The 21,051-nt window shown below is 59.0% G+C and carries 22 protein-coding genes; 6 read left to right on the top strand and 16 right to left on the bottom strand.

The features are described from left to right. Nucleotides 1-69: 69 nt before the first annotated feature. Nucleotides 70-1,482 carry a PLP-dependent aminotransferase family protein gene (locus ACQUTI_RS17075; RefSeq protein ID WP_122542483.1) on the bottom strand — a complete coding sequence of 471 codons (1,413 nt, stop codon included), beginning with the start codon at nt 1,480-1,482 and terminating at the stop codon, nt 70-72. 177 nt (nt 1,483-1,659) lie between these two features. On the opposite strand from ACQUTI_RS17075, the gene ACQUTI_RS17070 reads away from it, so the two are divergent. The 4 genes from ACQUTI_RS17070 to ACQUTI_RS17055 all read left to right on the top strand — a co-directional run bounded on the left by ACQUTI_RS17070 (nt 1,660) and on the right by ACQUTI_RS17055 (nt 4,579). Then, the gene (locus ACQUTI_RS17070) at nt 1,660-1,824 is read left to right on the top strand and encodes a DUF1127 domain-containing protein (RefSeq protein WP_023319656.1); all 165 of its coding nucleotides are present in this window, start codon (nt 1,660-1,662) and stop codon (nt 1,822-1,824) included. A 162-nt stretch (nt 1,825-1,986) separates the two neighbouring features. Further along, nucleotides 1,987-2,451: a MarR family winged helix-turn-helix transcriptional regulator gene (locus ACQUTI_RS17065; protein WP_004204151.1), complete on the top strand. Its 465-nt coding sequence runs from the start codon at nt 1,987-1,989 to the stop codon at nt 2,449-2,451. A 6-nt stretch (nt 2,452-2,457) separates the two neighbouring features. Beyond that, nucleotides 2,458-3,525, top strand: coding sequence for an HlyD family secretion protein (locus ACQUTI_RS17060; protein ID WP_004204152.1), 1,068 nt, complete (start codon nt 2,458-2,460; stop codon nt 3,523-3,525). Continuing rightward, on the top strand, nt 3,515-4,579 hold the full coding sequence (locus ACQUTI_RS17055) for a DUF2955 domain-containing protein (RefSeq protein WP_004204153.1): 1,065 nt from the start codon (nt 3,515-3,517) through the stop codon (nt 4,577-4,579). The genes ACQUTI_RS17060 and ACQUTI_RS17055 overlap by 11 nt, the downstream gene beginning before the upstream one ends. Here the strand turns inward: ACQUTI_RS17055 and ACQUTI_RS17050 are convergent. The 8 genes from ACQUTI_RS17050 to ACQUTI_RS17015 all read right to left on the bottom strand — a co-directional run bounded on the left by ACQUTI_RS17050 (nt 4,576) and on the right by ACQUTI_RS17015 (nt 11,228). Beyond that, nucleotides 4,576-4,830: a DUF3343 domain-containing protein gene (locus tag ACQUTI_RS17050; RefSeq protein ID WP_004204154.1), complete on the bottom strand. Its 255-nt coding sequence runs from the start codon at nt 4,828-4,830 to the stop codon at nt 4,576-4,578. The genes ACQUTI_RS17055 and ACQUTI_RS17050 overlap by 4 nt on opposite strands. After that, a complete protein-coding gene (gene yjiL, locus ACQUTI_RS17045; protein WP_017899136.1) occupies nt 4,827-5,594 on the bottom strand; it encodes a putative 2-hydroxyacyl-CoA dehydratase activator YjiL in 768 nt (255 codons plus the stop codon). Before yjiL ends, ACQUTI_RS17050 begins: the two co-directional genes overlap by 4 nt. A 9-nt stretch (nt 5,595-5,603) precedes the next feature. Beyond that, nucleotides 5,604-6,755 carry a double-cubane-cluster-containing anaerobic reductase gene (locus ACQUTI_RS17040; protein ID WP_065878071.1) on the bottom strand — a complete coding sequence of 384 codons (1,152 nt, stop codon included), beginning with the start codon at nt 6,753-6,755 and terminating at the stop codon, nt 5,604-5,606. Nucleotides 6,756-6,851: 96 nt separating this feature from the next. Then, the gene (locus ACQUTI_RS17035) at nt 6,852-7,091 is read right to left on the bottom strand and encodes a DUF2164 domain-containing protein (protein ID WP_108433521.1); all 240 of its coding nucleotides are present in this window, start codon (nt 7,089-7,091) and stop codon (nt 6,852-6,854) included. Between the two features lie 25 nt (nt 7,092-7,116). Next, on the bottom strand, nt 7,117-8,364 hold the full coding sequence (gene mdtM / locus ACQUTI_RS17030; protein WP_032431187.1) for a multidrug efflux MFS transporter MdtM: 1,248 nt from the start codon (nt 8,362-8,364) through the stop codon (nt 7,117-7,119). Nucleotides 8,365-8,417: 53 nt separating this feature from the next. Then, complete coding sequence (locus ACQUTI_RS17025) at nt 8,418-9,710, bottom strand: DUF445 domain-containing protein (RefSeq protein WP_108433522.1); 1,293 nt, start codon at nt 9,708-9,710, stop codon at nt 8,418-8,420. Beyond that, on the bottom strand, nt 9,703-10,365 hold the full coding sequence (locus ACQUTI_RS17020) for a LysE family translocator (protein WP_049092928.1): 663 nt from the start codon (nt 10,363-10,365) through the stop codon (nt 9,703-9,705). Before ACQUTI_RS17020 ends, ACQUTI_RS17025 begins: the two co-directional genes overlap by 8 nt. A gap of 47 nt (nt 10,366-10,412) precedes the next feature. Next, entirely contained in the window at nt 10,413-11,228 is an 816-nt protein-coding gene (locus ACQUTI_RS17015; protein WP_428923326.1) for an AraC family transcriptional regulator, read from the bottom strand. A gap of 215 nt (nt 11,229-11,443) precedes the next feature. On the opposite strand from ACQUTI_RS17015, the gene ACQUTI_RS17010 reads away from it, so the two are divergent. Together ACQUTI_RS17010 and ACQUTI_RS17005 are read left to right on the top strand one after the other, a co-directional pair. Next, nucleotides 11,444-12,358 carry an Rpn family recombination-promoting nuclease/putative transposase gene (locus ACQUTI_RS17010; protein ID WP_043522348.1) on the top strand — a complete coding sequence of 305 codons (915 nt, stop codon included), beginning with the start codon at nt 11,444-11,446 and terminating at the stop codon, nt 12,356-12,358. A 159-nt stretch (nt 12,359-12,517) separates the two neighbouring features. Beyond that, complete coding sequence (locus ACQUTI_RS17005; RefSeq protein ID WP_101839052.1) at nt 12,518-13,888, top strand: NAD-dependent succinate-semialdehyde dehydrogenase; 1,371 nt, start codon at nt 12,518-12,520, stop codon at nt 13,886-13,888. A gap of 48 nt (nt 13,889-13,936) precedes the next feature. Here the strand turns inward: ACQUTI_RS17005 and ACQUTI_RS17000 are convergent, their stop codons facing one another. The 7 genes from ACQUTI_RS17000 to hpaB all read right to left on the bottom strand — a co-directional run bounded on the left by ACQUTI_RS17000 (nt 13,937) and on the right by hpaB (nt 21,017). Beyond that, nucleotides 13,937-14,257: a hypothetical protein gene (locus ACQUTI_RS17000; RefSeq protein ID WP_004204165.1), complete on the bottom strand. Its 321-nt coding sequence runs from the start codon at nt 14,255-14,257 to the stop codon at nt 13,937-13,939. After that, nucleotides 14,257-14,802 carry a YfaZ family outer membrane protein gene (locus ACQUTI_RS16995; RefSeq protein WP_004204167.1) on the bottom strand — a complete coding sequence of 182 codons (546 nt, stop codon included), beginning with the start codon at nt 14,800-14,802 and terminating at the stop codon, nt 14,257-14,259. The genes ACQUTI_RS17000 and ACQUTI_RS16995 overlap by 1 nt, the downstream gene beginning before the upstream one ends. Before the next feature lie 392 nt (nt 14,803-15,194). Next, on the bottom strand, nt 15,195-16,151 hold the full coding sequence (gene yjiA / locus ACQUTI_RS16990) for a GTPase (RefSeq protein ID WP_094334268.1): 957 nt from the start codon (nt 16,149-16,151) through the stop codon (nt 15,195-15,197). Nucleotides 16,152-16,162: 11 nt separating this feature from the next. Continuing rightward, nucleotides 16,163-16,366, bottom strand: coding sequence for a YbdD/YjiX family protein (locus ACQUTI_RS16985; RefSeq protein WP_004204171.1), 204 nt, complete (start codon nt 16,364-16,366; stop codon nt 16,163-16,165). Between the two features lie 110 nt (nt 16,367-16,476). Next, nucleotides 16,477-18,627: a carbon starvation CstA family protein gene (locus ACQUTI_RS16980; protein WP_254465601.1), complete on the bottom strand. Its 2,151-nt coding sequence runs from the start codon at nt 18,625-18,627 to the stop codon at nt 16,477-16,479. A gap of 295 nt (nt 18,628-18,922) precedes the next feature. Further along, the gene (locus ACQUTI_RS16975; protein ID WP_017899127.1) at nt 18,923-19,435 is read right to left on the bottom strand and encodes a 4-hydroxyphenylacetate 3-monooxygenase reductase subunit; all 513 of its coding nucleotides are present in this window, start codon (nt 19,433-19,435) and stop codon (nt 18,923-18,925) included. Nucleotides 19,436-19,454: 19 nt separating this feature from the next. After that, nucleotides 19,455-21,017 (bottom strand): 4-hydroxyphenylacetate 3-monooxygenase, oxygenase component, encoded by a 1,563-nt coding sequence (gene hpaB, locus ACQUTI_RS16970; RefSeq protein ID WP_002887473.1) that lies wholly within the window; start codon nt 21,015-21,017, stop codon nt 19,455-19,457. Between the last annotated feature and the right edge of the window lie 34 nt (nt 21,018-21,051).

Raw genomic sequence — 21,051 nt, 5'->3', positions numbered from 1 at the left:
TGATTTGCGGACGCGAGGTAACCCGTCGCCCCGGTAAGCGCAGCGCCACCGGGGAGAACAGGCTAAACCTCACTCCATCGCCACCTTCACCGCTTCTCCCAGCTTCACCATCACCGCTTTATGTTTCTCGGTCGGCGGCAGGGCGCAGTTGATCCTGACGCAGTTGCGATACTTGCCCGCCGCGGAAAACAGCGACCCCGGCGCGACCTGGATCTTCAGCCGGCACAGCTGTTTGGCGACGCAGACCATATCCACCTGCTCCGGGAGCTCCACCCACAGCATAAAACCGCCCTTCGGCCGGGTGACGCAGATCCCGCAGGGGAAAAACTCCCGCAGCCAGCAGGTGTAGATCTCGATATTGCGCTGATAGATCTGCCGCATCCGCCGCACGTGGCGGTGATAATGGCCTTCGCGAATAAAGTTAAAGGCCGCCAGCTGGGTTGAAGGGACGTTAGTGCCGCTGGCGGCGTACTTCATCTGGAGCAGCTTGTCGTAGTAGCGCCCGGGCGCTATCCAACCGATGCGCAGGCCGGGGGCGATGGTTTTGGTAAAGGAGCTGCAGAGCATCACCCGGCCGTCGATATCCCAGGAGTGAATCGTGCGCGGGCGCGGATATTCGGTAGCCAGCTCGCCGTAGATATCATCCTCGAAAATAACGATATCGTGGCGCTGGGCCAGGTTCAGCACCGCGCGCTTGCGGGCGTCCGGCATGATAAATCCCAGCGGGTTGTTGCAGTTCGGCACCAGGATCACCCCTTTGATCGGCCACTGATCCAGCGCCAACTCCAGGGCCTCGATGCTGATCCCGGTTTCCGGATCGGTGGGGATCTCAATCGTTTTTAATCCCAGTCCGCGCAGCATCTGCATGGTGCCGTAGTAGCAGGGGGATTCCACGGCGATGATGTCCCCTGGCTGGCACACCGACAGCAGGGCCAGCGACAGCGCGCTGTGGCAACCGCTGGTGAGCACCAGATCGTCGGCAGTCACCACCGATCCGCCGTCGAGCATCAGGCGGGCGATCTGCTCCCGAAGCTCGCGGCGACCGGCCAGTTCGTCATAGTTCAACACCTCAGTGAGGTTGTGCTGGATCGCCCGGCTCAGTTCGCGCCAGATGGGCTTCAGACTTGGCTGCGTCACGTCCGGCGAGCCGCCGCCGAAGGGGATGATCGTTTTATCGTAGCGGGCGTCGAGCATGGTCAGCACCTGATCCCACTGGGTGATCTCCACCGGACGCTGCACCGGACGCGACATCGGCGGCACCGGCGGCTGGGCCTTGCGGGGGGCGACGAAATAGCCCGATCGCGGCTGCGGCACAATCATCTGCTGCTGCTCAAGCAGCTGATAGGCCTGCTGGACGGTGCTGATGCTGACGCCGTGCTCCTGGCTCAGGCTGCGCACCGACGGCAGCTTTTCGCCGTGGCGATACAGGCCCTGTTCAATGCGTTCGGCCAGCAGCGCAGCAAGATGTTGATAGCGGGTCATGCTGTATCCTTAATTGTCGCCATACAGATGGAATAACCAGTACAGATGGCAGGAAAAATTGCGGTCTGCTGTACGTTTTAGCCAATCTGTATGTTAAAGAAAAGTGTTTTGTGAATCTGTATTCCTCCCCCCCAAATCCGTGAAGATAAAGTCTCTGGCAAGGTGAGGAGGTAGAGGATGGAATTTCATGAGAACAGGGCAAGACAGCCATTTATCGGTTTCGTATTGCTGGTACGGTTTGTCAAAAAATGGTGGCTTCAGGAGCAAACGCGTAGAGCTTTGCAGAAAATGAGCGACGAACAGCTGAAAGATATCGGCCTGCGTCGGGATCAGATCAATTAAAAAGTGCTTTTTTTCAGGCATCACTTCTTCTTTGCCCCGGTAAGCGCTGGCGATGCCGGGGAATCATTCACGAAATTTATCAATTGATGCGACGTGACCTTCCGTTTCTTGATACTTACCCTGATAAGTATTATTTTCTTCTCAACAATGAGAGGAAAAGCTGTGACTGAAGACGAACTGTTTGCCCGCCGCCCGCTGGGGATGCGGATGGCCATGGTGGTGCGCCAGTGGCGCGCGATTATTGACTCCGCTATCACCGATACTGGACTCACCCAGTCCAGCTGGACGGTGCTGATGCAACTGCATCAGTTGGGGGACAACGTCTCGGTCAGCGAACTGGCGGAGGTGCAGGGGATTGAACTGCCGCCGCTGACGCGCACCCTCTCATTACTGGAAAAGCAGGGCTATCTGTTGCGTTCCACATCGCCATATGACAAACGCATTCGCCTGCTGACGCTGACCGCCGAGGGGCGGGCTATTCTGGAAAAACTGAGCCGCGTGATCGAGACCTATCAGGAGCGCGTAACCCAGACCATCCCGGAGGCCGACCTCGTCACCTTCAGCGCCACGTTAAATCAAATCGCCTGCCGTTTGCGGAATATCCGCGAAGAAGATAACAAGATCTAACACACTATGATGACGCCTGAACAAAAATTTGCCCGCTGGGTACGGGTGAGTATTGCCGCTTTTCTGGGAATATTCGCCTGGTTTATCGTTGCCGATATCTGGATCCCGCTGACGCCGGACTCCACCGTCATGCGCGTGGTGACCCCGGTTTCGTCGCGGGTCTCCGGCTATGTCTCGCACGTCTACGTGCATAACAATAGCCAGGTGAAAAAGGGCGACCTGCTGTATGAGCTCGACCCGACGCCATTCATTAATAAAGTTGAAGCGGCACAGATCGCCCTTGAACAGGCGAAGCTGAGCAACCAGCAGCTGGACGCGCAAATCGCCGCCGCCCGCGCCAACCTGCGCACCGCGCAGTACACCGCCCGTAACGATAAGGTCACGCTCGATCGCTATCAGCGCCTGAGCACCATGCAGAACGTCTCGCAGTCCGATCTCGACAAAGTGCGGACCACCTGGCAGACCAGCGAGCAGTCGGTCTCGGCGCTGAACGCGCAGATCCAGAACCTGCTGATCCAGCGCGGCGAGCGCGACGATAAGCGCAACGTCACCCTGCAGAAATACCGCAACGCGCTGGAGGAGGCGCAGCTGAACCTGGCCTGGACCAAAGTGCGTGCGGAAACTGACGGCATGGTCAGCAACCTGCAGCTTAACCCGGGGATCTACGCCACCGCGGCGACGGCCGTGCTGGCGCTGGTCAACAACAATACCGATATCGTCGCTGACTTCCGTGAGAAGAGCCTGCGCCACACCGCGGTAAACACCGATGCGGCGGTGGTTTTTGACGCCCTGCCGGGGGAAGTTTTCCCGGCGCACGTGACCAGCAGCGATGCCGGGATTCTGGCGGGGCAAGAGGCGGTTAACGGGCAGCTGTCGCAGCCGGAACAGTCCACCCGCTGGGTGCGTGATGCCCAGCGAATGCGCATTCACGTCGCGCTGGATCAGCCGCTGGCGAAACCGCTGCCGACCGGCGCCCGCGCCACGGTGCAGCTGTACAATAGCGAGGGACCTTTCGCCCGCACCTTCGCCGGCCTGCAGATTCATCTGGTGAGCTGGTTGCACTATGTCTATTAATACCCTGGCGCACGTCTTTACCCCGCACGGCAATATCGTCTACACGGCGAATGATTTTCGCCAGACGGTGCGTATCGCCGTGGCCGGGACCATTGCGCTCAGCATCTCCACCTTCTACGACGTGCAGTACGGCGTATTTTTTGTGGTGTATCCGCTGATGCTGATGTCGCTGGTGCCGGTGTTCAACCGCCACGTCGCCCGCCAGTTTGTGTTCAGCGCGGCGGTGAACTGCGTCGAAATGGTGCTGATTGTCGGTTATTTGTCGCAATGGCCGGTGATCATGACGCTGGTGGTGTTCGCCCTGTACGTGATGCGTTTTCGCTTTATGAGCCAGGGGCCGCTGTTTCTGCTGGGGTCGATGGGGGTGGTGTGTCAGAGCACGATGCTCAACTTTATGAGCTACCCGACCAGCAACTGGCACACCCTGATGTTCTCCAACATGGAAGCGTGCGTGCTGGCGGTGGCGCTGAGCGCGCTGCTGCATTACCTGATCCCGGACGTCGAACCGCGCAAGCCGCCGCCGCGCATTGAAAAAGACGCCGCCCGCATCCGCCACGAGTCGCTGCTCTCCGGCACGGTGGCGACGATCATCTTTGTGGTGTTTCAGATCTGCGATCTCAGCGACTCGCTGTCGGCGCTGATGGCCGGGATCCTGATCCTGTTCCCGATGCACTATCGCGGGGCGGTGATCAGCTCGATCTGGCGCGTGGCGGGGGTGGTGCTGGCCTGTCTCTATATTCTGGTGGTGCAGCTGATTATCTATGACTTCAGCAATCACATGATCCTGATGATGCCGCTGATTGGCCTCGGGCTGGCCTTTAGCGCCCGCCTGCACGTGATGGAGAAAGTGGGCGCCGGGGTGGGCTTCGCCAGCATTACCACCATCGGCATTATGTTTGGCCAGAACCTGCATCCCTATCAGGATCTGGTGTTCAGCGATCTGTACCGCATCACCTCGGTGACGGTCTCGCTGGTGGTCACGCTGACCCTGGTTTTTCTTATGCACCGTCTGCTGAACTGCTTTGCGGCGACGCGCTTTGTGGTAAGCGATTAACCTGCCGGTGGGAAGGTGGCGAGACAGCGCCACGCCTCCCCGTCCTGCTGATATAACGCCGCCGTCTGTTCCGGGACGATCCAGGCTCGCGCGTCGGCTTCCGTCCCCTCAAGCAGGATGCACAGCCCGCAGCCGCTGCGCAGCTGGCGGGGAATATCTTTGACCTCGAAGGTCATTCCCGCCGCCTGCAGGGCTTTGCGCGTTCGCACCACTCCCACCGTGGAATGAAATAAAAACAGAAACGTTGTCATCCGCGCCTCCGCTGGCGCTGGCCGATCAGCGCCGCGCCGATCGCCCCGGCGAACTGGGCGTCGGGATGGGTTGTCACCGCCATGCCGACATGGCTTTCCAGCATGCGGGCAAAGGCGGCGCAGTGGCTGACGCCGCCGGTAAACAGCAGCGGCCCTTGCGCCGATAAGCGGCCGATAAAGTTCGCGCTGCGCCGGGCCATGGCGTTAATCACCCCCGCCAGAATCGCCTCCGGCGCGACCCCCGCCGACCGCAGGCTGATGACTTCCGATTCGGCGAAAACCGTACACATGCTGGTGATGGCATGCGGTTCCACGCCGTCGGTAATGGCGTCCAGCTGTTCGACGCTGGCGCCGAGGGTGCGTGAAATGACCTCCAGAAAGCGGCCGGTGCCGGCGGCGCATTTGTCATTCATCAGAAAGTCGCTGAGGTTGCCCCCGGCATCCAGCTGGATAACCTTGCTGTCCTGGCCGCCGATATCAATCACCGTGCGGGTGTCCGGCGCCAGCAGGCGGGCGCCGAGACCGTGACAGGAAATCTCCGTCACCTGTTTATTGGCGAAATCTACCAGCTGGCGACCATAGCCGGTGAGGGTTAAAAAGGGCGTTTCCGCGAGGCCAGCGCGCAGCGTCTCCCAGGCCTCATGGATGGCGTCGGCGGGGCGAAAGGGGGTCGGGCAGAGGAAACGACGCGTAACCACCCCGTCCGCGAGCAGGATGCCTTTCGTGGCAGTGGAGCCGGAATCAATACCAACCGTGTAGATCACGCGTGCTCCTTATAGCATTTCGATAAAGGCGGCGACGCGGGTGCTGAGCTGGCCGAGGTCCGCTGTCGAATAGTCGGTTTCTATCGCCATATAAGGAAGGTCGTGCTGCTGGCGGAGATGGCGTTTGATGGCCAGCGATTCCACGGCATAGGTATGGCAGGCCTGCAGAATGACGTCGATCACCCCGTCGGCCTGGTACTCCTCCACCATCTGGCTCAGCAGCTGCAGGCGCTGGTCGTTGGGGGAAATACAGGAGCAGCCGATGGCGAGATATTTGTCGGTTAAGGCGTCGTAGACGTCGCCCTCTTCCGCCACGCAGCGCTCGGTGGCCTTCGCGCCGGTGCAGTTTTCATAGCCTACCACCCAGCCGCCGTTTTCTTCGATGGCGCGAACCACTTTCTCCGCCGCGCCGCCGATCGGGCAGCCGGTGATCAGAATGCGCGGGCGGGATGCCAGTCGTTTACCCTGCTGCCACTCCTGACGGATGCGCTCCGCCATGGCGTTGAGCTCGTCAATCAGCGCGGTTTTGTCGAAGCGGAAGGTGGCGCCGTACACCACTTTCAGGATGTCGCCGCCGCTGAGCGCCGGCGGATTGAGCCGCCCGAGACGATAAAAGTGGGCCAGCGCCCGGCGTTCACGGTTTTTCAGCACGATGGCTTCACGCAGCGCCGCCTCGCTAATCGGCGCGCCAAACCGCGCCTCAATCACCTGTTGCAGACGCAGGATCTCCGCTTTCCACAGCGCGCGGGAAGCCGCGTCGCTGGCGCTGTTCGGCAGCTGCATCACGTGGACCGCCTTGAACTCGGCCATGTACTCGTACATTTTCTTTTTGCCGTCGCAGGTGGTTTCCCCGACCACCAGGTCAGAGAAATAGAAGTAGGGGCATTTATCGGTTTTGCCGAAGCCGTAGCTGCTTTTGATTAACGGGCAGAGGTTGCGCGGCAGATCTTTTTCCGCTTCCTCGATGGTTTCATCGGAGGTGGAGCACAACGAGACCACCACGGCCCCCGCCGCCATGGCGATCTCCTGGGGCATAAAGGTGCAGTAGGTGCCCACCAGCGGCACGTTCTGCTCTTTAAGATCCATGACGGTGAGAAAGCCCTTCTGGCGAGCTTCCGAGAACTGGTCAAAAATGGCGGGTAGATCGGTGATAAGCGACATGGTTTCCTTCCCCGTACACGGGAGATGCTGAAAGAGTCGCCATTATAACCCTGTTGATTGTGTGTTTTTATTGATCTCCTGAGTCTGCGCGCGGCGTTAATAGACCTTCTTTAAATCCATCTCTTCCTGGATCCGCTCGCTCCACGCCAGATGAGTGCGGATGGCCTCTTCGATACCGGCGTTGTAGAACAGCGGCCCCAACTCCTGGGCGATAAAGTCGATAAAAAATTCAGCGTCAAACTGTTCCAGCTCGAGATTAAACGTCTCTTCGCAGTACTTGCTGAGCCTGTCGCGCAGCAGGTCACGCTGCGCCGGGCTGAGTTCAATCTCACTCATGATGGGGCTTTCTCCGTAAAAGGGGTCACGACTGCCGGGCTTCAATGACCGCTTGCGCACACTGACGCTGGTGGCGTAACAGTCCGGCGAGGCAGCAGGCGGCGATGAGCCCGGCGGCCACCGCTAACAGGTGGAAGGGCAGTCTCCCGCCATGGAACCACAGCCAGCGCGCGCCTTCAATCGATAAGGCGCTGACGCTGAGGATCACGATATTCAGCGAGGCGGAGACTGTGCCTTTCGGCAGGTCGTTAGAAAAGAGGGTAAAGCGGAACAGCGTCGGGAAAATTAGCCCGATGCCGAAGGCGTAAAAGCAGGTGCCGAGCACCGACCACAGCCAGACGTGCGGCCATACCAGATTCCCAACGATCAGGATGGCCAGGCCGAGCATCTGTACCGGCACCGCGCTCAGCACAAAGCGCGGGCGGGTGGGATCTTTTACCCAGCGCGCCACCGACAGGTTGGCGATGATGACGGCGCTGAAGACCGGCACCTGGCTCCAGGCGAACTCGCTGGTGGTCAGCCCGCCGGCGTCCATTAAAATCACCGGCGATACCGCCACCCAGCTCATCAGCGGAATATAGCTCAGCGAAAGCGTGGCGGCGCCGAGCAAAAAGATGCGGTTGCGAAAGACGTTGCGAAAATCGCGCAGTACGCCCAGGGGGCTGAACGGCACATCGCCCCGGCGCACCGTCTCCGGCATGGTCAACAGCAGCCCCAGCCAGGCCACCAGCCCCATGGCGGCGATAATGCCGAACAGCGCTTTCCAGTGGATAAAATGCATCAGCGCCGCGCCGGAGAGCGGGCCGACGATCGGCGCCACCAGCACGACGGAGGTGATCACCGCCATCAGCCTGATCGACCTTTTTTCCTCAAAGGCTTCCTGCACGGTGACGTAGCCGACGGTGGCGATAAAGCAGATGCTGGTGCCCTGCACGAAGCGGGCAATCAGGAACTGGGTCATGGAGGTGGTGAACAGCGTCGCCAGGCAGGCGAGGGTGAAAATGAGCGCGCCGGTGAGCAGTACCGGACGCCGTCCGATTCGGTCAGAGAGCGGCCCCAGCAGCCACTGCAGCGCCATGCCGCCGGCCATATACAGGCTTACCGAGGCTGGAGCCAGCGCCACATCGGCGTTGAAATCCCGCACCACGTGGAGGATCCCCGGCTGGATCAGGTCGGTGGTGAGATAGGCGGAAAAATCATACAGAATGAGCGCCGCCGGGAAGAACAGCGCGGCGGCGTGCCGGGTTAGCCAGTGGGTCATCCGGTGCATTATCTCGCCCTCCCTGTGTAATATTTATCAGCGCTATTGTTCAGATAGTATCATTGCTAACCAATATGCAGATGCAGCAGCGAGGGGATCTGCGAGAGCAGCCACAACAACAGGCCGATAGTTCCCCCCACCAGGGTGCCGTTGATGCGGATGAACTGCAGATCTTTACCGATGTTGAGCTCGATCTGCCGCGACATATCGCGGGCGTCCCAGCTCTTCACCGTGTCGCTGATATGTCGAGTGAGGAAGGCGGCGAACTCCGGCGCCACCCGATGCGCCGCCTGCTCCAGGTGTTCGTTGAGCGATTCGCGCAGTGCGTCGTCGCGGAGTAAGGTTTCACCGAACCACTGGCCAGCCTCGGCGATGCGCTGCTTGATACGCGAGTCGTCGCTGCTGATATCGTTTTTTACCCAGCCGCGCAGGTCGCCCCACACTTCGCCAAGATAGCGGTTGAAGGTCTCATCATTTTTCAGCCAGGCTTTGATGTTATCGGCCTTCTGCGCCAGTTCCGGGTCGGATTTCAGGTTCTCGATTAGCTTTTGCGTTGCGCGGTCAAAGGTCTGGCGGATCTGGTGGGTGCGATCGTGGGTGACTTCGTCCAGTAGGGTATTCACGGCGTCGGTGACCATCTCGGCGCTGTGCTCGCCGAGCCACTCGGTGGGTAACAGCCTGGCCTTCAGCGGATGTTCGGTCTCCAGCCAGTGTACGATGCCGCGGGCGATAAAAGCGCGGGAGCTGTCGCGCTGCAGCAGGGCGATCAGCTGATTTATCAGCGAATCCAGCAGCTTTTGATGGCGGTTGTCGCGGGTCAACCCCTCCAGCATCATGGCGCTGGTCTGCGTCAGGTCGACCTTATCGATCGCCTTATGCACCGCGCGCCGCAGCAGGCGCTGAATGCGGGCGTCATCGGTCAGTTCGAGAAAACCGCTCATCACCTGCAGCAGGTGTTGGCCAACCCGCCGGGCGTTCTCAGGCTGGCTGAACCAGTTGCCGAGCATCAGCGCTGGTTGATAGCGGCGGATCAGCGCCACCAGCGACGGGGTATCGAGGAATTTCTCCTCAACGAAGCGGCCGAGGTTGTCGGCGATGCGATCTTTGTTGCGCGGGATAATCGCGGTATGGCGGGCGACAAAGGGCAGCGGAATACGGCGAAACAGGGCCACCACCGCAAACCAGTCGGCCAGCGCCCCGACCATCGCCGCTTCGGAAATGGCCTTCAGCGCGCTGACCCACGGCGTCGGCGGCAGCAGCAGGGTGGTGATAAATAGCGCGGCGGCGATCAGCAGCAGCGACAGCGCCAGCAGTTTGGCGCGTTTCAGTTCAGCGAGTTTTTCCATAAACTTAAGCATATAACCTGACGGCGAGGTCGTGCAAAAATCGCCAGATAATCCACAGACCGAACATCATCAGGATCGCCCCCGCCGCCCGCTCGACCCGCCAGACGATGGCGCTCAGGCGGCGCTGTACCTGCGGCAGCGCAATCGCGCTCACCAGCAGTAAATCCCAGAAGAACACCACGCTGACCATCCACAGCCCGCTCACCGTTTGCTGCAGCAGGGTGACCGCCGGCCCCAGCAGGGAGGTCATCAGCGCCAGATAAAACAGCGCATTCTTCGGGTTGAGCAGCGATGACCCCAGCCCCAGCAGTAGCTGCTTGCCGAACCCCGGACGCGATGTGCGAACGCTCTCCACCGCCAGCGCCGCGGGACGGCTGCGAATCAGCAGGCTGCCAATCCACAGTAAGTAGCCCGCGCCCAACAGCTCGATGAGTAAAAACAGCAGCGGCGCCTGGCGCAGAAGTCCCCAGCCAACGATGGCCAGAACAATATACAGCGCATTGCCGGCGGCGATGCCGAGACACAGTCCGAGGCTGCCGCGGATCCGGTAGCGTACAGCGTAACCGACCAGCAGAAAAAAATCGGGGCCCGGGCTGAGCAGGGCGACAAAGTGGGACAGGGCTAACGCCGGGAAGGCGGCGGGGAAGAGAGTCGATAAGGTATGCATAGTGGCCTCGATAATGGTGCTGAGGCCACCCTACGCCAGATGGAAAATTACTTATTGTCGGAAATTGATCTGCTGTGCGCATACTGCCGCGGCGTGGCGGCGGTATAGCTGACGAAGGTTTTATGGAAATGGCTCTGATCGGCAAAGCCGGCCTGATAGCCGACGTCGGCGATAGGGTCCCCGGCGCGTAAGCGCGTTTTCGCATATTCAATGCGCGCCATATTGATCAAGCTGGCGGGCGTCAGGCCGGTATCCTGTTTCACGGCGCGGATAACGGTCTCTTTACGTAGCGCGCTATCGTGGGCTAGCTTATCCAGCGATGGCGGCGCCGGCAGATCTGTCGCCAGGCGCTGAAACAGCAGGGCGCTGACGTGATGTGGCGCCTGCGGCGCGGCGGCGCACAGCGGCAGCGCATGCAGGAGCTGCGCCACCCGGGCTGGCAGTTGCTCAATGCAGCCGCGGCTCATCAGGGCGACAATCTGCTGGAAGCAGGCAAAGAGAGGGCTGTCGCGCAGCAGCGGCTGCGGCGAAGCCATGCTGACGGTAGGGGGAATATCCGGACGCTGCGCATGGCACCATGCCGCCTCCAGGTACAGCATATGATAGCTGCGCGGCTGGTCACGCAGCGGATTACAGCTATGCGGCGCGTGCGGCGGGATCACGATCAGATCCCCGGGCTGCAGGAGATATTCCTGTCCATTGCACAGGCAGCGCGTTTCACCGTCGATAATCGCCCCCACCGAGAGCTGCGGGTGGCTGTGGTGCTTATAGGCCTGACGGCTGCGCCAGGTGCTGCGCAGCTCCAGCCACGGCAGGCGATCGTCTCGCCAGAAGGTTTGGGGAATATCTCGGGTATGGTTCACCGCATCGACCTTTGCTGAGGGGATAAATCGTTTATAGCATGCTGCGCCGAGGCTGTCGCCCGCCGGGATTTGCGTACCGCGTCGAAAAAGGATGTCGCGCTTGCAGTCCGGGGAAATATGTTTTCGTCGCGGAACGTAAAACTCCGGTTTCCGGGGTGTCAGCGACATTCATGGGAGGTAGAGTCCCTGCAGGATAAGCAGGCAGGGATGAGCCGATGGCAAAGGGCACCACCTCGACGCCGCATGATGCGGTGTTTAAACAGTTTCTCACTCAGGCCGACATCGCGCGTGATTTCCTGGCGATCCATCTACCGCCTGCGCTGCGTCAGCGCTGCGACCTCGATACCTTACAGCTGGAGTCGGCAAGCTTTATCGAGGAGAGCCTGCGGGCCTGGTACTCCGATGTGCTGTGGTCACTCAAAACCGCGTCTGGCGAGGGCTACATTTATGTGGTTATCGAACATCAGAGCTCGCCGGATGCGCAGATGGCCTTCCGCCTGATGCGCTACGCCATCGCCGCGATGCAGCGCCATCTGGATAGCGGTCATACCAGACTGCCGCTGGTGGTGCCGATGTTGTTCTATCACGGAGCGACCACGCCATACCCGTGGTCGCTCAACTGGCTGGACTGCTTTGCCGATCCACCGCTGGCGAGGGAGCTTTATGCCTCGCCCTTTCCGCTGGTGGATATCACGGTGATCCCCGACGATGAGATCGTTCGTCACCGGCGCGTGGCATTACTCGAGCTGATACAGAAGCATATTCGCCAGCGCGATTTAATGGGTATTGTTGAGCAACTGACGACGATTTTACTTAGCGGTGACGCTAATGACAGGCAGATAAAAACGCTGTTTAATTATCTGCTGCACACTGGCAACGCGCGCCGCTTTGGCCGGTTTATCCATAAAGTGGCGCAACGGGTTCCTCAGCACAGGGAGAGATTGATGACCATCGCCGAACGAATACAGGAAGTGGGCCGCAGAAAAGGCAAACGGGAAGGCCGGCAGGAGGGACAGCATGCTGAAGCGCTGCGCATTGCCCAGAGGATGCTGGCCGACGGCATTGCCCGCGAGACGGTGGTGAAAATCACCGGCCTGACCGCCGATGAGGTCGCCGCGCTGGCGCATTGATAACGCCGGGGCGGCCTGACGGTCGCCCCGGTTAGCCATCGTTATGGAATATTCCGGATATACCTAACTTTACCCGCATCGCCAGCCATCTCGACTACCCTTAATATCCTTAACGGCATTTTTGACTGCCTTTATAGCGATAACAAGGAGACATGCGATATGGCCTATCAGACGGTGAATCCTGCGAACAATCAGCTTATTAAAACGTACCCGGCGCACAGCGATGCGGACGTGGAGGCGGCGCTGCGGCAGGCGGATGCGCTCTATCATTCGGCCTGGGCGAAAGGCGATATTGAACCGCGCCTGGCGGTGCTGCATAAGCTGGCGGATCTGATCGACAGCCGGGTGGAAGATCTGGCGAAAATCGCCAGCCAGGAGATGGGGAAACTCATTAAGCAGAGCCGCGGCGAAGTGAAACTGTGCGCGCAAATCGCCCGCTATTACGCCGATAACGCCAAATCGATGCTGGCGCCGGTGAAGTATCCCTCCGAACTGGGTGAAGCCTGGGTTGAGCACCACCCCATTGGCGTCTTACTGGCGGTGGAACCGTGGAACTTCCCCTATTACCAGCTGATGCGCGTCCTGGCGCCAAACCTGGCGGCCGGTAACCCGGTTATCGCCAAACACGCCAGCATCGTACCGCACTGCGCGGAGACCTTTGCCCATCTGGTGCGCGAGGCCGGCGCACCGGAAGGGGCGTGGACCAACCTGTTTATCTCTCAGGATCAGGTGGCGAAGATTATCGCCGACGACCGTGTGCAGGGCGCGGCGCTGACCGGGTCGGAAAAAGCCGGCAGCGTGGTGGCGGCGCAGGCGGCGAAGCATATTAAGAAATCGACCCTGGAACTCGGCGGCAACGATGTGTTTGTGGTGCTCGACGATGCCGACCTCGATCGCGCGGTGAAAATCGGCGTCCAGGCGCGGCTGAATAACGCCGGCCAGGTGTGTACTGCCGCCAAGCGGTTTATCCTGCATGAGAGCATCGCTGAGTCGTTTCTGACGAAATTTAGCGAGGCGTTTCGCCAGGTAAAAATAGGCGATCCGCTGGATGAAAGCACCACGCTGGGGCCGCTCTCCTCTAAAGATGCGCTGGAAACCTTGAGCAAGCAGGTGGACGAGGCGGTCAAAAACGGCGCCACGCTGCATCTGGGCGGCAAAGCGGTGGCGCGGGAAGGCAACTTCTTTGAACCCACTATCCTGACCGGTATCACCCGTGACAACCCGGCGTACTTCGAAGAGTTCTTTGGCCCGGTGGCGCAGATCTATGTGGTGAAAAACGATGAGGAGGCGATTGCGCTTGCCAATGATTCTCACTATGGCCTGGGCGGCGCGGTGTTCAGTCAGGACATCGAACGCGCCAAACGGATGGCATCCGCCATTGAAACCGGGATGGTCTATATCAACTGGCTGACCGATACCGCGCCCGAACTGCCGTTTGGCGGCGTGAAGCGTTCCGGTTATGGCCGGGAGCTCTCCGATCTCGGGATCAAAGAGTTCGTGAACCAGAAGCTGGTGGTGGTGCGCCGCTAGGCCGGCCATAAAAAAACCTGCCATCCGGCAGGTTTTTTTATAATAGATTTATTGCACTTCGACTTTATCCCAGCCGCTTTTGAACATACAGCTGTCGACTAAGGTCTCCCGCTGATATTCATTCGCGTCTTCTACCGTATAACTTGTTTCAACATCCTGTTTCTTTTGCTTTTTGTCCGTTTTTTCTGAACTGGATCCGGTCACCACGTTATCCGGAGGGAGATCGACCAGGGCCTGCGCTTCACATTCGGTGAGCTTTTTATGCATCTCGGCATCGCTTAAACCCGGCTTCACCCAGGTATACTGAGTGCAGCCGGTCAGCAGCAACGCCAGGCTCAGCGCAGAGAGCGCGGCGAGACGTGATTTCATCAGAAGGTAACCCCGCCGCCTACGTAGGCGCCGTCAATCAGGGTGTGGTTTGGGCGGCCCTCTTTGCCGTCAACGCTCACGTGACGGTAACCCACCTTCAGGGTCAATGGACCAACCGGGGACCAGCTCACGCCGCCGTTCGCTTCAACATAGTTTTTCACGCTGTTGTTCAGGCCGTCGGGCGCGACATACCCTTCGCCAAATACGTGGATGCTGTCGGTCAGGGCCACGTTCACCCCGCCGCCGACCGGAAACGCGACGCCGTTATCGCCTTTTTTCGGTCCCAGATAGATAGCTTTCGCGCCAGCGTTGAGCATCACCGGGCCCACTTCCAGATTGTAACCCGCGCCAACGCCGCCGGTCTGGCTACCGTCATCGGTATTCTTCAGCCAGTGGCTTTCGGCATACAGGCCGGAAGAGGATTTACCCATTTCCATATTCAGGTTGGTAAAATTCTTACCTTGTTCAACGGTAAACCCCATTGCCATGGCGGAACCAGAGACCGCGGTCAGGGCAGCAACAATAAGGATGTTAAGCTTTTTCATGGTTTGCTCCTCGTCATTAAATTTGTCTGAGGGCACCTTAACAATCGATGTTTACCTCTGCAAATGTGACTTACGTCGATTTTTTATGCTGGTTTTGTCAGCGGTGTGTTTTGATAATGTTGTAAAGACGTTGGGTTACGGCGAGGTCAATCATAAAATTTGCTCTGTTTAGCAGAGGTTTAATGGGAGAGCTAAACAGAAACTGAACAGGGCGGGCATTAATTATTAAGGATCCTATTCATTTAGTTTCTTATTATTTCCAAAAGTGTTTCTACTGTTACTTATAAAAACGTTGATTTACATTTTTCGACGCGATGACGACGTTTTGTTCCTGTCTTTGACGATGTGCGGTGAGAGAAGGGGGCCTGCGCCTTAGCGCGCAGGCGGGTAGGTTAGCGTCGTAACCCGGCAAACGCCGCGCGAATTTCCTCTTCCGGCAACTGAATGCCGATAAACACCAGCGTGGTATGCGGCGTTTCATCGCCCCACGGGCGATCCCAGTCGGCGCTGTAGAGGCGCTGCACGCCCTGGAACAGCAGCCGATTCGGCTCGCCGTCGATCCACAGCATCCCTTTATAGCGCATCAATTGATCGGCGAAGGAGAGCAGCAGGTTTTCCATTACCCGTGATACCTCGCTGATATCCACCGGGTAATCCATCTCAACCACGATTGATGACACGTCGTTTTGCTTCTCGGCCATAAAGTGGAAACGCGGTGTGCTGTTAACGACCTTCTCTTCCAGCATAAAGCCGCTGGTGTTAAACAGCTGGCTTAGATCGATATCGCCATGAATGACGGTATAAATCGGCGCCCGGGCATTGATGCGCGCCAGGCGTTCGCGCAGCTTTTCGGTATCGCCGGCAACATCAGTTTTGGTCAGCAATATGCGGTCCGCGTAGCCCACCTGCGACTGGGCAATGGTGAACTGATCCATCTGCTGGTCGGCATGGACCGCATCCACCAGGGCGATCACGCCATCCAGCAGATAGCGCTCGCAAAGCACCTCATGGGAGAAAAAGGTCTGGATAATCGGCCCCGGGTCGGCCATGCCGGTGCACTCAATCACCAGCCGGTCAAACTCGATTTCGCCGCGATCGCGGCTGTCGAGGAGATCGAGCAGGGCGTCTTCCAGTTCGTTGGAGCGCGTACAGCAGATGCAGCCGTTGGTCAGGGTTTTGATCTGCGTGGCGCGGTCGCCGATCAGCTGATCGTCAACGGAGACTTCGCCAAATTCATTTTCAATCACGGCGATTTTGAAACCGTGCTGCTCATTCAGGATATGGCGCAGGAGGGTGGTTTTTCCTGCGCCGAGAAAACCGGTGAGTAGGGTGACTGCAATCGGTGCCATTATTGCCTCCATTAACAGCAGCGGACGCCGCCTTTGCCGTCGCCGCCGTAGCGGGCCTGCTGGCGTTCGCGGAAGAATTCTTCATAAGTCATGTACGGCTGATCCGGATGGTTGGTTTGCATATGGGCGACGTAGTTGTCGTAATCCGGAATGCCAATCAGCATTTTCGCCGCCTGACCGAGATATTTTTTAGCCTGACCTAAGTTACCAAACATTGTAAGTTCCAGATAACGAATAAAGCCGGATGGCGACTCGCGCCTTATCCGGCCTACGTTAATGCGCTTGTTTGTAGGCCGGATAAACGTAGCGCTATCCGGCATCAGAGTTAATGATGTGACGAGGTCTTCACACCGCCTTCCGGTACCGGCACGTACGGGGTCTCTTTGTCGGTGCGCACCTTATTGTTGCGCACGTTGAGCCAGGTTTTGATGCCGTAGAAGATGATGCTGTACACCACCACCAGGAACAGGATACTCAGCCCGGCGTTGGTGTAGTTGTTGACCACGATATGATTCATGTTGGCAATCTGCTGCGCGGTCAGCTCGCCGCCGGCAGCAATCTTCTCTTTATACTGCTGAGCCATAAAGAAGAAGCCTTCCATCTGCGGGTTGGTGCTGAACAGCTTCAGGCCCAGCGCCCAGGTGGTGCACAGCAGCAGCCACGCTGCCGGGATAACGGTGACCCAGATATATTTGGTGCGCTGCATTTTGACCAGCACCACGGTGCCAAGCACCAGCGCCACGGCGGCCAGCATCTGGTTAGAAATACCGAACAGCGGCCACAGGCTCTTCACGCCGCCCAGCGGGTCGACCACGCCCTGATACAGCAGGTAGCCCCACAGCCCGACGCAGCCCGCGGTACCGATAATCCCGGCGACCAGCGAGTCGGTTTTTTTCAGGAACGGCACGAAGTTACCCAGCAGATCCTGCAGCATAAAGCGGCCTGCGCGGGTACCGGCATCCAGCGCGGTGAGGATAAACAGCGCTTCAAACAGGATACCAAAGTGGTACCAGAAGCCCATATCCGCCATCGGGATGATTTTATGGAACACGTGGGCGATACCGACGGCCAGCGTCGGCGCGCCGCCGGCGCGGTTCAGTACCGAAGGTTCGCCGATATCTTTCGCCGTCTGCAGGATCTGCTCAGGTGAAATCACGAAGCCCCAGGAGCTGACGGTCGCCGCCGCGTGGACGGTCACTTCTTTCAGCTGCGCGGCGATCATCGCCGCGTTTTCACCGCCCATTTCGTGCAGGTTCGGCATGACGATGCCCAGGCCCGCCGGCGGGGTGTTCATCGCGAAGTAGAGACCCGGTTCGATAATCGATGCCGCGACCAGCGCCATGATGGCCACGAAAGATTCCATCAGCATCGCGCCATAGCCGATAAAGCGGGCATCGGTTTCGTTGGCCAGCAGCTTCGGCGTGGTGCCGGAGGCGATCAGCGCGTGGAAGCCGGAGACCGCGCCGCAGGCGATAGTGATAAACAGGAACGGGAACAGGGCGCCTTTCCACAGCGGGCCGGTGCCATCAATGTACTGGGTCACTGCCGGCATTTTCAGGTCCGGGTTGAGGATAAAGATCCCCAGCGCCAGGCCGACGATAACGCCGATTTTCAGGAAAGTAGCCAGATAGTCACGCGGCGCCAGAATCAGCCATACCGGCAGCAGGGCGGAGATAAACGCGTAGCCAATCAGGGTAAAGGTGATGGTGGTGTCTTTAAAGGTCAGCGCCGGGCCCCAGTAGGGGTCGTGAGCAATAATGCCGCCGAACCAGATGGAGGCCACCAGCAGCACGATACCGATAACCGACACTTCACCCACGCGGCCCGGGCGCAGGAAGCGCATGTAGATACCCATGAACAGCGCGATAGGTACCGTCGAGCAGACGGTAAAGACGCCCCACGGGCTCTCCGCCAGCGCTTTCACTACGATCAGCGCCAGTACCGCGAGGATGATGATCATAATCAGGAAGCAGCCAAACAGGGCGATAGAGCCCGGAACCGGCCCCATCTCCTGCTTGATCATCTCGCCCAGCGAGGCACCGTTACGCCGCGAGGAGATAAACAGCACCATAAAGTCCTGTACTGCCCCCGCCAGCACCACGCCGGCCAGCAGCCAGAGGGTGCCAGGCAGATAGCCCATCTGCGCGGCAAGCACCGGGCCCACCAGCGGGCCGGCGCCGGCAATGGCGGCGAAGTGGTGGCCAAACAGCACGTAGCGGTTGGTCGGCACATAGTTCAGGCCATCGTTATTAATGACCGCCGGCGTCGAGCGCGTCGGGTCAAGCTTCATCACCTTCTGCGCGATATACAGGCTGTAATACCGGTAGGCGACGAGGTACACGGAAACCGACGCCACGACGATCCACAGGGCACTGACGTGCTCACCGCGGCGCAGGGCGACGACTGAGAGGCAAAATGCCCCGATGATTCCGAGAATCACCCAGGGTATGTGCTTGAGTAGTTTTTTGGTATCCATAGTAAAACCTGGCGTTAATTAGATGAATAATTGGCCGAAGCCGTCTGGTTTTAAGTAAGGGTTAATGGAGGTATTGATTAGCTAGGCTGGCTTCGATCTTGCCAGAACTACGCGCGCGTAAAGTTGGGTAAATCGGTGAGTGGTTGTATAGGGGGTTAAACGGTTACTGGAGGGGGTAAGCGGTTGGCTACGAAGTGAACAGGGCTGGATTATGTGATTGTGATCACAGGAGATTGTGGCCTGCGACTCTGTTGGTTAACGCTCCTCCCCAACCGGGGAGGAGCAGGCGAGGCCATTACACCGCGACTTCCATGTCCATCATCACCGGGTGGAAACGGCGTTTAAAGTAAATCAGGCCGTGGCCTTGCGGGCTCAGGGTAATATTGCGGATCTCCACCAGATATACCAGGTGGGTACCGATGGTTTGCACCTGGCTAATCTCGCCTTCGAGACTGGCCAGCGAGCCCTTCAGCACCGGCTGCCCGAGCGCGCCGTGCTGCCAGCCGCTGAGGGCAAACCGCTCTTCCATCGTCACCCCGGTCATCCCGGCGAAATGACGGGCCATGATTTCCTGTTCGTGGTTCAGCACGTTGATGCACAACTTGCCGTTGCCCTGAAACACCGGGTTCATCGCGCTGTTGGCATTGATACACACCATCACCGATGGCGGCGTATCCGTCACCGAGCACACCGCCGTGGCGGTAATCCCGCAGCGGCCGGCTTCGCCTGCGGTAGTGACCACATTCACCGCCGCCGACAGGCTGGCCATGGCATCGCGAAAACGCAGGCGTTGTTCATCTAATTGCATTATGACCTCCCGCTGCGAATTACTTCAGCAGCTTATCCAACATGTTGATATCAGCGTTATTGTGCAGATGCGGCACCGTCCAGCCGTTCTGGTCGTACTCGGACAGGCAGCGGTCGACCATCGCCATCATCTTGTCCATATTGCCGGAGCTCTGCGCCTGGCGCAGACACTGCAGGCGAATCTCATCCTGGCTACCGGAGTAGTTGATTTCATACAGCTCGTGGCGGCCGCCGAATTCGCTGCCGATGGCGTCCCACATCAGTTTGAGGATCTTGATACGTTCAACGTGATCCATACCGTTGGAGCCGCGCACGTACTTCGCCAGATACTGGTCGATCTGCGGGTTGTTCAGATCGCGGGCGCTGGACGGCAGATAAATCAGGCCGCTGGTGACGTTGCGCTCGATGATGTTTTTGATCTTGGCGTAGGCCATCGGGGCCATCACGCGATAGGTCTGCAGCGCGGCGTGATCCGGCAGCCATGCGCCGTTGACCCACGGCGTCGCTTCCGAGCACATGGAATCGCTTAACGCCCAGAACATGTTGCGCCACGCCACAACTTCGCCAAGGTCGGCCTGCACGCCGCGGAATTCGAGGGTACCAGTACATTCCAGAGAACGCTTCAACAGGGCGGTGATAAAGTCCAGTTTCACCGCCAGGCGCACGCAGGCCTGCAGCGGATACATGCGGGCGAAACCGCCCTCCATGGTCCAGCGACGGCAGCGGTCAAAGTCGCGGTAAATCAGCACGTTCTCCCAGGGGATCAGCACTTTATCCATGACCAAAATCGCGTCGTTCTCGTCGAAACGGCTGGAGAGCGGATAGTCGTACGGGGACCCGGTCGCGCCGGCGACCATCTCATAGGAGGCGCGGGAGATAAGCTTCACCCCTTCGGCATCCATCGGCGCGACGAACATCAGCGCGAAGTCCGGGTTCTCGCCCATCACCTGTGCGGAGCCGAAGCCGATCATGTTGTAGTGGGTCAGCGCCGAGTTGGTGGCGACCACTTTCGCGCCGCTGACGATGATCCCGGCATCGGTCTCTTTTTCCAGCTTGATGTAAACATCCTTCACTTCATCAGCCGGCTTGTGGCGGTCGATCGGCGGGTTGACGATCGCATGGTTAAAGTACAGGCCGGTTTCCTGAATGCGGGTGTACCAGTTGCGGGCGTTCTGCTCGAACTGGCCGTAAAACGCCGGGTTGGCGCCCAGCGCGCAGCCGAAGGCGGCTTTATAGTCCGGGGTGCGGCCCATCCAGCCGTAGCTTAGGCGTGACCACTCGGCGATGGCGTCGCGCTGCTGGCGCAGATCGTCGGCGCTTTTCGCCACGCGGAAGAATTTATGGGTGTAGCCGCCGCTGCCGGTATCGGTGCCCCAGCACAGGGAATCCTGCATCTCCGGTTTGTGCAGCGCATCGTACAGCTGAGCGACAGAAGCCGCGGCGTTACGGAAGGCCGGGTGGGTGGTGACATCCTTCACGCGCTCGCCGTAGATATAAATTTCGCGGCCATCCTGCAGGCTTTTTAAATATTCTTCGCCAGTTAACGGGCGTTTCGCGTCGGCGCGGAAATCTTCAGGTTTCATAGGGGCCTCTTCAGTATTTATCGGAAAATAATGT

The sequence above is a fragment of the Klebsiella sp. 7-CIP_Kleb. genome, from assembly GCF_050378655.1.
Classification (GTDB): domain Bacteria; phylum Pseudomonadota; class Gammaproteobacteria; order Enterobacterales; family Enterobacteriaceae; genus Klebsiella; species Klebsiella quasipneumoniae.
The sequence above is the reverse complement of the archived record's forward strand: the minus strand, read 5'-3'. Positions and strand labels throughout refer to the sequence as shown.

Bases quoted from the DNA above. Each gene is read 5' to 3' on its own strand.
- ACQUTI_RS17050 (WP_004204154.1), bottom strand. From the start codon at position 4,830: ATGACAACGTTTCTGTTTTTATTTCATTCCACGGTGGGAGTGGTGCGA.
- ACQUTI_RS16980 (WP_254465601.1), bottom strand. From the start codon at position 18,627: ATGGATACCAAAAAACTACTCAAGCACATACCCTGGGTGATTCTCGGA.
- yjiA (WP_094334268.1), bottom strand. From the start codon at position 16,151: ATGGCACCGATTGCAGTCACCCTACTCACCGGTTTTCTCGGCGCAGGA.
- ACQUTI_RS17035 (WP_108433521.1), bottom strand. From the start codon at position 7,091: ATGAGTGAGATTGAACTCAGCCCGGCGCAGCGTGACCTGCTGCGCGAC.
- ACQUTI_RS17025 (WP_108433522.1), bottom strand. From the start codon at position 9,710: ATGCTTAAGTTTATGGAAAAACTCGCTGAACTGAAACGCGCCAAACTG.
- ACQUTI_RS17055 (WP_004204153.1), top strand. From the start codon at position 3,515: ATGTCTATTAATACCCTGGCGCACGTCTTTACCCCGCACGGCAATATC.
- ACQUTI_RS16985 (WP_004204171.1), bottom strand. From the start codon at position 16,366: ATGTTTGGTAACTTAGGTCAGGCTAAAAAATATCTCGGTCAGGCGGCG.
- ACQUTI_RS17070 (WP_023319656.1), top strand. From the start codon at position 1,660: ATGGAATTTCATGAGAACAGGGCAAGACAGCCATTTATCGGTTTCGTA.
- ACQUTI_RS17060 (WP_004204152.1), top strand. From the start codon at position 2,458: ATGATGACGCCTGAACAAAAATTTGCCCGCTGGGTACGGGTGAGTATT.
- ACQUTI_RS16995 (WP_004204167.1), bottom strand. From the start codon at position 14,802: ATGAAAAAGCTTAACATCCTTATTGTTGCTGCCCTGACCGCGGTCTCT.
- ACQUTI_RS17040 (WP_065878071.1), bottom strand. From the start codon at position 6,755: ATGTCGCTTATCACCGATCTACCCGCCATTTTTGACCAGTTCTCGGAA.
- ACQUTI_RS16975 (WP_017899127.1), bottom strand. From the start codon at position 19,435: ATGCAATTAGATGAACAACGCCTGCGTTTTCGCGATGCCATGGCCAGC.
- ACQUTI_RS17020 (WP_049092928.1), bottom strand. From the start codon at position 10,365: ATGCATACCTTATCGACTCTCTTCCCCGCCGCCTTCCCGGCGTTAGCC.
- ACQUTI_RS17000 (WP_004204165.1), bottom strand. From the start codon at position 14,257: ATGAAATCACGTCTCGCCGCGCTCTCTGCGCTGAGCCTGGCGTTGCTG.
- ACQUTI_RS17010 (WP_043522348.1), top strand. From the start codon at position 11,444: ATGGCAAAGGGCACCACCTCGACGCCGCATGATGCGGTGTTTAAACAG.
- ACQUTI_RS17075 (WP_122542483.1), bottom strand. From the start codon at position 1,482: ATGACCCGCTATCAACATCTTGCTGCGCTGCTGGCCGAACGCATTGAA.
- hpaB (WP_002887473.1), bottom strand. From the start codon at position 21,017: ATGAAACCTGAAGATTTCCGCGCCGACGCGAAACGCCCGTTAACTGGC.
- ACQUTI_RS17005 (WP_101839052.1), top strand. From the start codon at position 12,518: ATGGCCTATCAGACGGTGAATCCTGCGAACAATCAGCTTATTAAAACG.